This window comes from Photobacterium kasasachensis, from assembly GCF_050336885.1.
GTDB lineage: Bacteria > Pseudomonadota > Gammaproteobacteria > Enterobacterales > Vibrionaceae > Photobacterium > Photobacterium kasasachensis.
Window position 1 is genome coordinate 107,585 of the sequence record NZ_JAKJSH010000012.1, and the last position, 15,301, is coordinate 122,885.

General features: G+C 44.7%; 7 protein-coding genes and 1 pseudogene. 1 reads left to right on the plus strand and 7 read right to left on the minus strand.

Annotation, left to right across the window (positions count from 1 at the left end):
• Positions 1 to 15: 15 nt before the first annotated feature.
• Entirely contained in the window at positions 16 to 3,102 is a 3,087-nt protein-coding gene (locus L4D19_RS17470) for a beta-galactosidase (RefSeq protein ID WP_428453528.1), read from the plus strand.
• Between the two features lie 135 nt (positions 3,103 to 3,237).
• Here L4D19_RS17470 and L4D19_RS17475 read toward each other — a convergent pair whose 3' ends face one another.
• From L4D19_RS17475 to L4D19_RS17505, 7 genes and pseudogenes are all read right to left on the minus strand, one after another.
• Positions 3,238 to 5,553, minus strand: a complete 2,316-nt coding sequence (locus L4D19_RS17475; protein WP_428453529.1) for a cytochrome c peroxidase — start codon at positions 5,551 to 5,553, stop codon at positions 3,238 to 3,240.
• A 364-nt stretch (positions 5,554 to 5,917) separates the two neighbouring features.
• Positions 5,918 to 8,191, minus strand: a complete 2,274-nt coding sequence (locus L4D19_RS17480; RefSeq protein ID WP_428453530.1) for a cytochrome c peroxidase — start codon at positions 8,189 to 8,191, stop codon at positions 5,918 to 5,920.
• Positions 8,192 to 8,592: 401 nt separating this feature from the next.
• A pseudogene (locus L4D19_RS17485) lies at positions 8,593 to 8,892 on the minus strand (MFS transporter); the annotation flags it as partial.
• Positions 8,893 to 8,984: 92 nt separating this feature from the next.
• Positions 8,985 to 9,221 carry an HP1242/YdcH family protein gene (locus tag L4D19_RS17490; protein ID WP_428453531.1) on the minus strand — a complete coding sequence of 79 codons (237 nt, stop codon included), beginning with the start codon at positions 9,219 to 9,221 and terminating at the stop codon, positions 8,985 to 8,987.
• 273 nt (positions 9,222 to 9,494) lie between these two features.
• Positions 9,495 to 10,718: a sodium/glutamate symporter gene (gltS, locus tag L4D19_RS17495; protein ID WP_160648414.1), complete on the minus strand. Its 1,224-nt coding sequence runs from the start codon at positions 10,716 to 10,718 to the stop codon at positions 9,495 to 9,497.
• Positions 10,719 to 11,436: 718 nt separating this feature from the next.
• Positions 11,437 to 11,772 carry a hypothetical protein gene (locus L4D19_RS17500; RefSeq protein ID WP_428453532.1) on the minus strand — a complete coding sequence of 112 codons (336 nt, stop codon included), beginning with the start codon at positions 11,770 to 11,772 and terminating at the stop codon, positions 11,437 to 11,439.
• A 90-nt stretch (positions 11,773 to 11,862) separates the two neighbouring features.
• Positions 11,863 to 15,027 carry a sensor domain-containing protein gene (locus L4D19_RS17505; protein WP_428453533.1) on the minus strand — a complete coding sequence of 1,055 codons (3,165 nt, stop codon included), beginning with the start codon at positions 15,025 to 15,027 and terminating at the stop codon, positions 11,863 to 11,865.
• Positions 15,028 to 15,301 lie beyond the last annotated feature (274 nt).

The window sequence follows — 15,301 nt, forward strand, 5'->3', positions numbered from 1 at the left end:
TGGGATAACAGAAATATGACATCACTTGCTCAAGTTCTTGCCCGTAGAGATTGGGAAAACCCGCAGTCAGTTCAGGTTAATCGTCTTCCTGCACATAGCCCTTTGCACGGCTTTTGTACTCAGGAAGAGGCACTGAATAAGAAATCGACACAGCGAAAATTATTAAACGGCGATTGGCAATTCCAGCTTTACGCTGCGCCCGATATGGTACCGGAGAGTTTTACTGACACCGCGTTTGATTGTGAAGGCTGGCACGCCCTTGCCGTACCCTCTAACTGGCAGTTGCAGGGCTTCGATAAGCCAATCTATGCCAACATTAAGTACCCATTTGAAGTTAACCCGCCTTTTGTGCCGGAGAATAACCCGACAGGGTGTTACCGGACATCTTTTGCTATCTCAGAGCAGCAGTTAACGCAGCAAAACCGTATTATTTTTGATGGCGTAAACTCTGCCTTTCATCTGTGGTGTAACGGTTATTGGGTAGGGTATTCACAGGATAGCCGGCTTCCTGCTGAGTTTGATTTATCTTCCTATCTGGTTGAGGGTGAGAATACGCTGGCGGTCATGGTATTGCGCTGGAGTGATGGCAGCTATCTTGAAGATCAGGATATGTGGTGGCTCAGCGGTATCTTCCGTGATGTGACCTTGTTGACTAAACCACACCATCATATAAACGATGTATTTATTACGCCGAGTCTTGATGCCTGCTATCGAGACGGCTGGTTAGACATCAAAACACGCTTCACCGGGCCGGCGAACTATCAGGTTCAGGTTCAGCTGTTTGATGCTCTGCAGGCTGTGTCCGAACCAATGATTGCAAGTGCGAATGATCGAGTGGTTGATGAAAAGGGCGGTTGGAGTGATGTGTGCTTCCACCGGTTGCCTGTGAGCGAGCCGAAGAAGTGGAGTGCTGAGGTTCCGAGTCTTTATCGCTGTGTGGTGAGCTTGTTAGATGTCAGTGGCAATGTGGTAGACATTGAAGCTTACGATGTAGGGTTTAGAGCTGTAGAAATACGAAACGGCCAGCTATGCCTGAACGGTAAGCCTCTACTGATCCGTGGGGTAAACCGTCATGAGCATCATCCAGAGCATGGTCATGTGGTGTCTGAAGCCGACATGGTCCGTGATATCAAACTGATGAAGCAATACAACTTCAATGCTGTGCGCACAGCCCATTACCCGAACCATCCGCGTTGGTATGAACTGTGTGACGAACTGGGGTTGTATGTCTGTGATGAGGCCAACATCGAAACCCATGGAATGTTCCCGATGGGGCGGCTGGCGTCAGATCCTGGCTGGACACATGCCTTTATGACACGACTGACCCAGATGATAGAGCGTGATAAAAACCATCCGTCAGTGATCATCTGGTCGTTGGGTAATGAATCAGGCCATGGCAGCACCCATAATGCCATGCACGCATGGGCCAAAGAATTTGATCCTTCTCGTCCGGTGCAATACGAAGGGGGCGGGGCCGATACCACTGCGACTGATATTATTTGCCCAATGTATTCCCGTGTTGACCAGAATCAGCCATTTGATGCAGTTCCTAAATGGGCCATTAAAAACTGGATTTCACGCCCGGATGAGGATCGTCCTTTAATCTTGTGTGAGTATGCCCACGCGATGGGAAACAGTCTGGGCAGCTTTGATAAATATTGGCAGGCATTTAGGGAGTTTCCTCGACTACAAGGTGGTTTCATTTGGGACTGGGTTGATCAGGGCATCAGCAAATGGGATGAACAAGGGCGTCACTATTGGGCCTATGGTGGAGACTTTGGTGATGAACAAAATGATCGTCAGTTTTGTATTAACGGATTGGTATTTCCCGACAGGACACCACACCCGGGTCTTGAAGAAGTAAAGCACGCACAACAGTTCTTCCAGTTCTCTCTTCTGTCTGAGAGTGAGTCGTCGGTTACTGTTGAGGTACAGAGTGAATGGCTATTCAGGGCAACAGACAATGAGTTGTTACGCTGGACGGTATTGGAAGATGGCCTGACTGTTAGAACAGGTACCCAGTTATTGGCAATTAGCCCGCAAGGCAAAAGCAACATTACAGTAGATACTGACTTTAGTCGTCAGATTGGTAAAACATACCACTTGAATCTGGATATCGAGACAATACATGATTGCAGTTGGGCTGACGCTGGCCACTGTATGGCAACGGCTCAGTTTTCGCTGGTAAACAAACAGTCGTTATTGGTACCAGAGTTAATGACAGGAAGCGCACCTGAGCTAAAGGCTAGCGATCAGCAGATCACTATTTCAGGTCGTGAATTCCAACTGGAATTTGATACCCAGACTGGTGTGCTAAGCAAATGGCTGGCAGAAGGAAAAGCGCCGTTGGCATTAGGATTGGCAGATAATTTTTATCGGGCACCGCTGGATAATGATATCGGCACCAGTGAAGCCGAGAACGTTGATCCGAATGCCTGGGTATCACGCTGGCAGGCGGCGGGGATTGGCGAGTGGCAAAGGGAGTGTTTGCAATGCCGGGCGGATCGCCTTTCTGACAATATTCAGGTCACTGCCGTGTTTGCTTATCGTCATGATGGAGAATTGATGGCCACATCGCATTGGCAGTACCGTATTAATGCTGATGGTGGCATTTTGCTTGATGTTGACGTTCAAGTTAGTGAATCTGTGCCGGAGTTGCCTCGTGTAGGTCTCGAATTTGCTGTACCTGTTTCTGCACAAACATCAACGGTAGACTGGTTCGGCCGAGGGCCGTTTGAAAACTATCCGGACCGTAAGTCAGCCGCTAGACTTGGACAGTATTCTCTATCGGCTGATGAGCTTCATACACCGTATATCTTCCCGTCAGAAAACGGTCTGCGCTGTGATACTCGCTGGCTGCGAGTGGGGGATATCAAGCTTGTTGGTGATTTCCAGTTTGCGGTGAGCCGTTACAGCCAAACGATGCTTGCAGAGGCTCGCCACACGAATGAACTTGAAGCTGGTTCCCTATTGTATGTTCGCGTGGATCACAAGCACATGGGGGTAGGGGGAGATGATTCCTGGAGCCCTAGTGTACATCCAGAATTTTTACTTCATCAACGTTGCTACAGTTATCAATTAAGACTAAATGTAATGAGTTAATATACTGAACAACGTTTGTATCTGAATCTGAAGTGCGTTTCTATGAGGTGTCAACTTATCTCAGGACGGGACATGCATAGGAAAAGCAAAGCCTGAGCAATATTGCCCAGGCTTTTTGGGGTTTGAAACCGCATTTTATCGAGTAACATTGATATTTACAGTTGCTACGTTTGATAGCGTGCCGTTCGTATCCATTACTTGGTATGTGAATGAATTATCAGTATCCCTAAATGCTCGGTAAGTAAATGTACCGTCACCGTTATCACTTAAAGAGCCATGACGAGAGTTTGGCTGGTTAACTATGACCACCTCGGTAGGATCGATAGGATGTGATCCAGCCTTATCATTAGCAAGGACATCGATGATAATTGGTCTCCGGAAAGAACCCGTAACATTATCATCGACGGCTTCTGCTGTTTGTGACGGTGTTGATGAATCGTCTGTATGGCCGCCATCGAGGAACGGCTGAACAGGAGGAAGTTTTTTGGCTGAACGACCATGAGCACCAATGGCTGGTAATTCCAACCATTTCTCTATTGCTCTACCTGAACCATCATTCTGCACGCTATTCTCGTCTCCTATTGCACCTGTCGGAACAAATAGTTGCGGACGGTCGAAGGGGGCTTTCTCCCAACGGACACGTTCATCTGTTAAGGATTTTAAGAAAGCTACAAGATCAGACTTTTCGTCTTCGGTCAGATCGAGTGAACGAATATCCGGGTCCAAGTTAGAGGTTGTGCTGTTGCCGTCAAAACCTGTTGAATCTGATGAATTATCACTGGTGTGGTTACCTCCCCGGTTATAAAAGTTGACCACTTGCTCTAATGAAGACATACCGCCGTTATGCATGTAAGGGCCTGTTAGCTCAACGTTACGCAAGCCTGGTACTTTAAATGCACCAAAGACAGCATCCCTTTCGGCTGGGTCGATAGGTTTTCCTGGATCAAACTCGAAGGTCGCCGGGTCAACTTCAAAGTTATCGGGTGCATTTTTACCTGCTGCTATATCTTTGGCCTGAATAGTAAATGACAGTGGGTTGCCCCATTGATCTATACCGCCAAGCCCGAGATCTTCTTTTGTTGGACGGACACCAATGTTGTAGAAGCCGTTATCATATATTGCAGCTTTACCGTCGCTCATCAGCATTCGTTCGACAAGTCCCTCTTCTTCTTCCTCAGCAATTAGGTGAGTGGCGGCTTTAGAAAACTCCGGACCGCTGTGGCAGTTTGCGCAGTTTCCTTTTCCAAGGAAAACTCCCATACCGCGTAATTCGGCAGCGGTTAGAGCGGATGCGTCGCCATCCATATATCGGTCAAACCGTGAGTCATCTGAAATGAGCGTACTCTCATACATTTGAATAGCTAATCCCCAGAAAAGACTGAAGTTATGTTCTATTTGACTGTAATCATCTACACGCTGTGAGCTCATCCAGTACTCGTTATTGAATGCATCCATGATCATTGTGCGATAACTTGATATCAGTCCGTTTGCCGGATAGGCACTCATAGAGCCTAGTTGGCTATCAGAGCGGTCGACTTGCTGTAGGCCGAGTGGCTTCAAATCAAGTAGCTTTCTGGCAACGTTTTGGAATGTTTTTCCATCACATGCCATTTCAAATGCACTTAGTACCGGTCCAACAGCTTGTGAGGCGGCACTTGAGTTAATTAGGTTGACAGTTTTGGGGGTGAGTTTGTTCGTTTTGGCATCATAATACCAAACGTGCGCATCTTTATTTCTGCGGCCGAAGGGGTCAATACCATTGAATGTGTTATTTGCCCGGCCATCCCAGAAGTTACGGAAGTTAAAAATAGCATTGATAACAGTTGGTGTATTTCTTGGCTCTACTTTACGCGTAGCAATGTGCGTTACGTTAAAGATGTCCGAGTCTGTCGTACACTTTTCCTTGCCGTCATTAAACTCTGGAGGGTAATCATTACCCGAAAGATCAATGAAAGTAGAAGCAAATACCCCTTGAGAAGAGGTTACATCGTTAGTATCAAAAAGAACATTTGAGTCCCGGTCGTCGGGGTTCTCGTATTTCCTGAAAGGGAAATCTGAGGCACTAAGGGTATAGTTAGGTCCGCCAGCGCCACCGGAGAGCGTTTCATCGAATATTTCTTTTAGTGTTTCATCGTTATGGTTCAAGCCAGGACTTAACTGATTTTTTACCCTATTGTCTGCACCTGCGCTAAAATGGCAGCTACCACAACTTTGACCTTGACTACCTACCTGCATGTCCCAGAAAAAAGCTTTACCTAGCTTTATTGCTGCTTTTTTATCTTTAATATACTCCTCTATTCCCGGAACTGATGCAGGCTGAATCCCTTTTAAAGAACTAATTGGAGAGGGTTCAACTTCTGCATAAACAAGGCTACTGGATAACCCTATTAAACACCCTGCTGTGACAATTGCATTTAAGCGCAATATTGGCTTGTTTGTTTTTTTATTCATAATTTACCTCTGGCATCCATTCATGAATAAGAAGTGTTACGAGAGCTAACGAGTCTCTCGTAATTTAATTATGTTCGGTTAAATTTTTCTCATTTATTAATTTTGTGAAAGATAAAATTAATTATAACCCCATATTTTATCCAGTTATGTGTTTATTGTATTGGTATGTGTGTCGTAAGTTAATGATTTTAAATGCTTTGATTGGTATATGGTTTGTTGAATATAAGGTTGAGCTTTAAATTCTATTTATAGTTTTCTGTTAGTGTTGAGTTTTTGCCTAATAATCATATTCTGTTTTTAACATAAAATGAACTAAGCCCGATGTTTCATCGGGCTTTTTATTAGCGTTAAGCATTACTGTGGTTTAGCGTGAAACTTTTATCTCAACCTTAGCAGGGCTGGAGAATAAGCCGTTTTTATCTTTAATTTGATAAGTAAAGCTCGTATCCATGTTCCGCATTGGGCGGTAGCTCACTTTACCGTCACCGTGATTTGTCAGCACACCGTAACGCATGTCAGGTGCTTCAACAATTTTCACAGAGGAGTAGTCTAGTGGTGCGCTACCCGCCTTATCATTTGCCATCAGGTTGATAGTGATCTGGTGAGGGTATTTGACTTCACCATAATCATCATAGGCTTCCGGCTCTTCACTGCTTTCTTCCAGGAACCCTTTTATTGGTGGAAGATTTTCTGCGTAGCGGCCTTCTTTACCGACACTTGGAATTTCTACCCATTGCACTTCTGCCTTGCCAGTACCGTCATCCTGCACACTGTATTCGTCACCTATGTGACCGACTGGAATGAATAGCTGTGGGCGGTCAAATGGAGCTTTCTCCCAACGTACACGCTCATCGGTCAATGACTTCAGGAAGGCCACCAGGGCTTTCTTGTGATCATCGTTAAGATGAGGTAGCGGACCTAGGTTAAACACAAGGTTGGAAGCCGTACCGTTATGACCTGAAGTATCTCCGATAGGGTTGTTAGGATCTTTCCGGCGGTTACCTCCGCGGAAGTAGAAGTCGATGACTTCCTCTAGTGTTGCCAGGCTACCATTGTGCATAAATGGACCGGTTAACTCGATGTTGTGCAGAAGCGGGATCTTAAACGCACCATCTATCGCTGTTCTTGCTGATGGGTCGACAGGTCCGCTGATAAGCTCGCCATCCGGAGTTTCACCGTTTTGCGCCTGGCGAGTAAATGACAATGGATAGCCAAAGTTACTCAGTCCACCAAGGCCGAGGTCATCAACTGTTGGTCTTACACCAATGTTCATGAATCCTCTATCGCGGACTGCCTGCGCAAATGTCGGACCTACAGGTCCTTGAGTGATAACGGCGTCTGTGTTTCCGGTTAGGTGCAGAGTTGCTTGGCTAAATGCCGGACCTCCGTGACAGCCGATACAGCGACCTGCATTGGGACCACCAAAGCTACTGAATATTTGCGCACCTTGCAGTTCGAGCGGGGTTAGATCTTCTCCTTTTTCAAACTTCGAATGGCCGAGTGAGACAAGAGTACTTTCGTACATCTGGATTGCCAGTCCCCAGAATAGCGAGAAGTTATGCTCGATCTGGGTATAGCCATCTTCGTCATGGCGCGGGCTCATCCAGAACTCTTCATGGAAGGCATCCCTGATAAGTGTACGGTAGTCAGTTTTCAACCCTTTGGCAGGGTAGGCACTCAAATAACCCAAGGCACTGTCGTTTGGATGTACTTCCTGCAATCCTAATGGTTTCAAGCGAAGCAATTTTTTCGCCATGGCCTTGAACGGTTTGCCGTCACAGGTCATTTCAAAGTTACTGCCTGGAGGTCCCACAGCCTGAGAGGCAAGGCTTGAGTTAATAAGGTGTGTTTTTTTAGGGACTGTTTTGCCATGCTTACGATCATAATAAAGGACATAGGCGTCTTCATTATGAGGTCCAAACGGGTCGACACCGTTAAATATGTTATTTGCCCGCCCATCCCAGAAGTTACGGAAGTTATAAACGGCATTAATAACAGTTGGTGTGTTTCGTGGCTCAACCCGTCGAGTATTGAGGTTATTAACGTGGAAGATATCCGTCAGGTTCTCACAACGCTCTTTGCCGTCTTCAAATTCAGACCCGTAGTGGTTACCTTCGAGGTCTTTAAACTTGGCAAAGGAAACACCTTGTGAAGAAACAACGTCATCAGTCTCGTAAACGACATTGGAATCCCTGTCTCTGTTATCTTCGAGTTGGTATAACGGATAATCATCTTTAGTTAACGTGTAGTTAGGTCCGCCCTTACCACCTGAAGGTAGCTCAGGGTAACCATCGTAGTTAAATTTGTCCTGGTTTTCGACTATGGTGCTGAGTACACCCGGGCTTATTTGGTTTTTGGCGCGAATGTCAGCCCCTGCCGAGAAGTGACAACTACCACAGCTCTGGCCTTGGCTACCCGTTTGCATATCCCAAAAGAACGCTTTCCCGAGTTTAATCGCAGCATCATAGTCTTTTATGTATTCTTCGATGCCGGGAACAGGGGGGAGGTTATCGGGAAGATAACTGCTTGGCTTTTCGGGGGATGCCGCCACGGCTTGTTGTATTGAAGCCGCGAGCAGACCCGTTGCTGCGATAAATACGCCTAGCCGGGCGCGTTTTCGCATATTAATATTTTCCATTGTTTGCTCCTGAAAAATCCCCAATGGGTTGCTTGAAGTGTTTATAGTTAGAGTAAATGTGTACTGCCATTTAATAATGATCGGAAACCAGATAACTGTTGTTATTAAATGTGGGAATTAATAGAGATGAAGTAAGGCTAGGAATTTAGAATTGGTGAATTTTTATCAGTGATGATTAAATAATTAAAAACAAAGACAATGTATTATTAATGAGTCATGGCTTTTATAAAACATTAATCTGAAAGGTAATTAAATGTAAGATGCTGTATTACTAATAAGAGGTTCATCAAAAAAATGATTTATATAAGTACTGAGTTGACTAAATTTGAGAAATAAAAAAGCCCGGCAGTGGATGTCGGGCTTTACTAACAGTTACTAAGATAAATGATGTTTATTATTATTTATGCTTTCACTAGCTTCTTTTCTAATACTTCTGGGTTAACTGGCTTGGTGATGAAAGATAGAATAACAGCAATAGCCATCATTACAGCACAAGTCGTGTATGCCATGGTATAAGTGCCAGTAGTATCGACAGCAATTGCTGCTACAACCGGGCCAATGAACCCACTGATGCCCCATGCCGTATATAGTACGCCGTAGTTTGCGCCGTAGTTTTTCAGGCCGTAAAAGTCCGCAATGATTGATGGGAAAACCGCAAGCAGGGTACCGTAACCGACACCGGCCAGCGCTGGTGTGAGTAGGGTAGTGTATAACCCCCCGTTCTAATGAATGGGGGGTTATCTAAGTAAGGGAAACGACAACTGCTGCTGCCATCTAGCCTGTTAGCAAACGTCTAATTGGTTAAGATGCTGTAGATTTTGTCCTTCAGTTGAGCCCGTTCCAGTTTGAGTTGGGAAAAATGTGTATCTTCAGTAGGGATGTTGTTTCCTTCTAGTCCTCGTATCCTATGGTCGAGTTTGTGGTATCTGTCTGACATAGCTTTGAAGTTTTCATCAGCCATTTTTAACTGCTGGATTTTGCCTTGTAGTTCAGGAAACTCAATGTAGAGTGCGTGATTTTCACCTAACATCTTAATACTCCATACTATTTGTGTGTGAAGCCCTGCTTTTTCTTTGGTTTTTTTATGATCATACCAACTTGCTAAAAGCCAGATGATATAAGAGTTTAGTTGCGCATAATTAACCAAATAAAGAATGATAATCCGTATTATTGGCGTGAATCACGAAAGTTTGTTGTTCTGTTTTTATTAATAATAGAACGAAAAATCGTTGATGCGACAGCGGAAGGAACAAAAAAGGCCAAGTGACATTGTCACTTGGCCTTTCTGTGATTTAGCGCAGATTTATTGGATGAAGCTGATATAAGTCTGCAGCACAATCAGGTTGGCAATATCAATGAAGAATGCACCAACGATTGGCACCACCATGAAAGCTTGTGGTGACGGGCCATTTCTGGATACCAAGGATCCCATGTTCATCACGGCTGTCGGTGTTGCACCCATACCAAAGCCACAGTGGCCTCCGGCGATGATCGCGGCGTCATAGCTCTTGCCCATCAGCCTGAAAGTGATGAAGTAGGCAAAAATAGCCAGTGTTACTGTTTGCACCGAGAGGATCAACAACATTGGCAATGCAAGCTCAAGCAGTTCCCAAAGCTGCAGGCTCATTAAAGCCATGGCCAGGAACAATGACAGGGAGATAGTTCCCAGCGCATCAACCGTTTCGTTGTTTACTTTGTAGAGCTTGGTGGTTTCGCATAGGTTGGTAATGAATACACCGATGAAGAGGGCGTAGACAAAATCTGGGATGCGAAGCCAGCTTATTCCGAATCCGTCGATAAACTCTTTAACGTGCGCGGCACCGGCAACGCATATAAGCAGGATAAAGAGAATTTCAATTGTATTTTTGGCCGTAATGCGATCTTCTTCGTGATCACTATAGGTAACCAGATCCGGGTGCTCGATATGGTGATGTTCACCGCCACCGAATTCGGACTTCAGCTTGTGCTTGTTGATCAGTCGCTGAGCGACCGGGCCGCCAATGATCCCGCCCATAATCAGGCCAAACGTTGCAGCCGCCATCGAGAGCTCAAGCGTATGCAGCCCGAAGCTGTCCGCGAACGTTTGTGACCATGCCGCCCCGGTACCGTGGCCGCCAGAAAGCGTAATAGAGCCAACAATGAGGCCGAGAAGGGGATCTAGGCCCAGCAGAGAGCTCAGGCTAACGCCGACAGCATTCTGGATAGTGATATAGAGGGTCGCAATACCGAGGAACAAGAATACGCGCGACCCACCTTTGGCTAGCAGTTTAAAGCTGGCTGCTAGTCCGACAGTCGCAAAAAACATCTGCATCAGAGTGTCTTTGATGCTTAACTTGAATGAAACATCAATACCTTGCTGATGAAGGATAGTAATAATTACAGCGACTATGAGGCCACCGACTATGGGTTCTGGAATATTATACTTTCTTAGAACCTTAACTTTGCTATTAATAAAGTAGCCAAGAAAAAGTACGATAATTGCAATGAGCAGAGATTCCAGCTCGTTAATTTGAATTAATGAGTTCATGATAATGTCTTTACATACTTTTTTAGGCGGCAATTTTAACCCTTAAAAAGCGCCCTGCCTATATTGCAATTGAATAGCAATTGGTGTAGAGGCTTGGTTGTTGATTTGTGTGTAATGTTGCTTTTTGTGGCTTGCTGGTTTTATATTTTGTGTGTGTTGTTTTGGTATTGTTTTTAATTGTGATTATGTTTGTGTTGTTGAAAGGGTGTTTGTAAATAATTGAATGAAATTTGATATTTCATGAACCACACGTGTGTGAACATATTAAAATATATAAATGTCTTTATATACAATGACTTAGATAAAAACTATCAACTTGATGCTCATTTTGATAAAAAAAAGCAGATGAACTGTTGATGTGAGTGTTTTGTTGATGGACGTGCTGGAAATATAAAAAAACGTATATTTACTTGCAAGTATGAAAAGTGTTCAGATGGCTTTATTTTTGGTCGGTTTTATTTTTGAAATTTTCAACGAAATATTTTCTTAGTATTCAATCTATCCTTGGCTCCACTAGTTTCTGTTTGTTTTTTGTACGGTTTTGCGGGTTGTATATTGTTCAATTAATAAAATTTACGCTTGGATACAAGTATTATGGTTGATGAATTAAAAGAGTAGAAGCATAAGGGAGATGAAATGCAAAGAAGAGCGCTAACTCGCTTAGGTATAACGATTGAATTGCTGATTAGCGCGATGATTTAAGCACGGTATATTTCGACTAAGAGCGTTTTTTAAGCTTCAGCTCTTTTCTAAGCTGCTTAATATAGTCAATGCGATTTGGGTTGGCTGGTGCTGCGTCAACTTTCAGTTGTTCAAGTGCCTGTGCCTCGCTTTCAGTCACACATCGTCCATTGACCCGAATATGGGGAGCCTTGGTATCTATGGTTGCTTGCTCAGAAGCATCTTCTTGTGCCTTTGCTATCGCTTCGCGGGCTACACTTTGGTTGGTTGGCTCCTGGACAGTATACTGACGGCGAAATGCCCCCTTGGCAGAAGGTTGAGCTTTTTGGTCACGCTGTTTAAGAAAGTTATCTAAGTGGTCACTAAAACTCATAAGATTACCTGTCAGGCTATTTGGTTTGACTTGGTTCGATAACATCGATTATATGCTTGAACGTGGGAAGCAACAAATGCTATTCGCCGATTATATACCCTGGCAAATCTGCTCGCTGATAAGCTGTGGATCTGGCAAGGTGAGGTACTGCTGCTCAAAGTCTTTTAGTGGCATTGGGGCGCCAAAGTAATAGCCCTGAAATTCTTCTACCCCAATGCTGGCTAGGAATTGCTCTTGCGCCTCAGTTTCTACACCCTCGGCAACAACAATCATCTCAAGGTTATGGGCAAGCTCAACGATAGAACGAGTGATCGTAATGTTATCCTTGTTTTTAGGTAGATCCTTAACGAACTCACGATCAACTTTCAGGATATGGACCGGGAAACGGCTGAGATAGGCTAACGATGAATAACCAGTACCAAAATCATCGATTGCGATCTTAACGCCAAGTGCCTCCAGTCCTCTTAATTTATCCAGTGCAGCTTTGACATCCGCCATGATCACGCTCTCGGTGATTTCAAGTTCTAGATATTGCGGGTCGCAGCCAGTTTCTTCTATAGCCTTGCTTACCGTCTCGACTATGTTGGAGTTCAGTAACTGGCGAGCAGAAATATTGAGGGCAAAATGAAGTAAATGGTTGTCTTCTTGCCACTGTTTTAGCTGACGGCATGCTCGTTGGATCAGGTCTTCTCCCACTTCGATAATGAGCCCGGAATATTCAAGAATAGGGATGATATCAAGTGGAGACTGTATATCGCCATTTTCGTCTTCCCAACGAAGTAGGGCTTCGATACCGCAGAGGTCGTGGGTGATCGCATTCACTTTGGGTTGGTAGTAGAACTGGTATCTAGGTGTGCCAATTGTTTTTCTTAGCTCAGATTCAAGCTGGATACGCTTGATACTGTCCAGTCCCATCTGCTGGGTAAAGAAGCAGAATTTGTTGCGGCTCTCTTCTTTGGCACGGTATAGGGCAATGTCAGCATTCTTGAACAAGGTCTCCACACTATCGCTGTCATCGGGGTACAAGCTAATACCCATACTGGCAGTAATAAACAGCTCTTTGTTGTCTATACAAAGAGGCTCGCTGATATGATGAATAATACGGTTTGCCATATTGACCAGATTCTCGGGCTCCACCTCTTGTTTGATGATGATGGCGAACTCGTCTCCACCTAATCGAGCGAGAAGATCATCGCCGCGTAGCGAATTGCTGATGCGCTTTGAAACCGCGAGGAGGACTTTGTCTCCGGTTTCATGGCTTAGCGAATCGTTGATTTTCTTAAAATGGTCAAGGTCGATGGCGAATAAAGCTATGCTGCTGTGGTTTGTTTTGGCATCTTCGATGGCTTTTTCCAGATATTGCTGGAGCAGCGTTCGGTTGGGTAGCTCGGTTAAGATATCGTAGTGAGCGAGTTTGTGCAGCTTACTCTCGAACAGTACGCGTTCAGTGATATCTTTCCCTGTTGAAATATAGTGGCTTATTTTTCCTCGGTTGTTAAGGATAGGGGAAATGGTCTTTTCTTCGTAGAGAATACCGTCGTCCTTCTGTCTTCGTGCGAGTACACGCTGGATTGTCTGGCCATCTTTTAATTGCTTCTGAACTTCTCTGACATCTTTCTCATCATTCAGTGTTCGCTTGAGAAGGTTGGATGACTGGGAACCAATGATATCTTCGGACTTCATGCCGGTGAATCTTTCAAAAGCTCGGTTAACGTATTCAATAATGCCGCGATGGTTGGTGATGATAATCGAATCATTGCTCTGCTCTAGGGCGCGAGACATGCTTTTAAGCTTTTCCTCGCGTTCAATCCAGTAGGTCACATCTCTGAAGTTCAACAGGATTTCACTGCTTGAGCTGTAGGTTGTCTCGGTTGCTACAAACTCTATGTGCCGGGTCTTCAGGTTTCTTAGTTGGATGCGTGTTTTTACCGGCCGTGGATTGTTTTTGGTTTTATTTTCGTGAACGTCGTCGACCAACTGCCTGATTTGTTCGCGGTTTTTGTGTCCGCTGATGAGTTTTAGAAGGCTCTTTCCCTTGGCAGACTGGTCATTGATATTAAGGATATGTGCTGCAGCTTTGTTGATAGTATTGATCGTCATGTCTTGATTGACTGTAATGAGCCCGTCAGGGGCATGTTCCAGTACGGTTGAATATTGAAGTGCAACATCCTCGATGTTCTGTTTTAGCCGCTTTTCATGACGAAGCATTTGCGAAAGATGCCAGGCCAGGACAATACAGCCCGAAACCAATGTCATGATCAAGAGTGAGAAAATAGTAAATTTCACAATTCGCTGTTGCGAAAATGCAAGCTCAAAAACCGCTTCATTCATGTTGATATGCGAAATGATCGTCCATGGTAGATCTGTACCATCAAAAGGAAGCGTGAAGAGTTCATCTCCTAAGAACCTGTCACCAGAGAAAAATCGGGTAAAGGTATAGAGATGATCCTGCTGGAGGATCTGCCCGCTTTCAGCTTTCTGGATTTGTTCCCACAGTTTAGAGTGAGCTTCGAAGAAATCTTGCCCGTTTGTTTTTTGCCGTGATGGCATGAATTGCCAGGCACTGTCTAATGTTGGGCCTAGCAACCAGCGTCCGTGGTTGTTGATAAGCCAATATTGTCCGCTGTTCCAGTTATATTGGTTATCCAGCTCAGTCAGATAATCGCGCCCGAGATAATTAAGTGCGATTAGCCAGCTTTCACCGTTGATAGTGAAGTGACTGATAAAGCGCAGCATAGGTTTGATGGGCGTTTCAACTTCACCATCTTCTATGTTCAAGTCAAACTGTGATGTATAGAAAGTGCCGGGATTGATCTTAAGTGACTCCTGTACATATGGCCGTAGGCTTTTATCTTGCAGCTGACTCTCCTGAACACGATATGCCTGGTCGTCTTTCATATTGATACGAATAACTTCTTGGCCTTGAGCATTAATCAGTCTTATTTGATCGTAATAGGCTCGAGTCTGAGTCATCCGCTTGAAGGTATTGGCAAGAATATCTTTCTTTTCGCTGCTACTGTGTGTGCTGATACTGACCTCATTGGCTTTTTGAGTCAGGTAGCGCAGATCATCAATAATGGGGGCGAAATGCAGTCGCGTGATATGCAGGGCCGACTGATGAAGATTGCGTTCTCTCTCCTGTATCCGTTGCTCTAGCTGGATCACATCACCATGATAGATATAGAAAGCAGCCGCTGCTGTTATTGATAATAACGGCAGTAGCAGTGCCAAAAAGCGGAGAAAAGCTAGCTTCATATATCATCCATGATGTCATTGAACACCTATCTGCTAACAGTATAGTGTAGCAATGAAAAAAGGCGCATATCGATGGCGGTAATTTATCGTCATGATCACATGAATGGTATGCAAGTCTGTGTGAATTGATTTCTGACAGCCAGGCAGGAGCTAAGGAAGAGGGGAAGGGATGCGTGCGGCCAGTTATAGATTTGACATGTTTAGTTTCCTAGATAGCAACTAGCCACGAGAAGTTATTATGAATTATACAGCATGTATGAAAATTATAAGAATT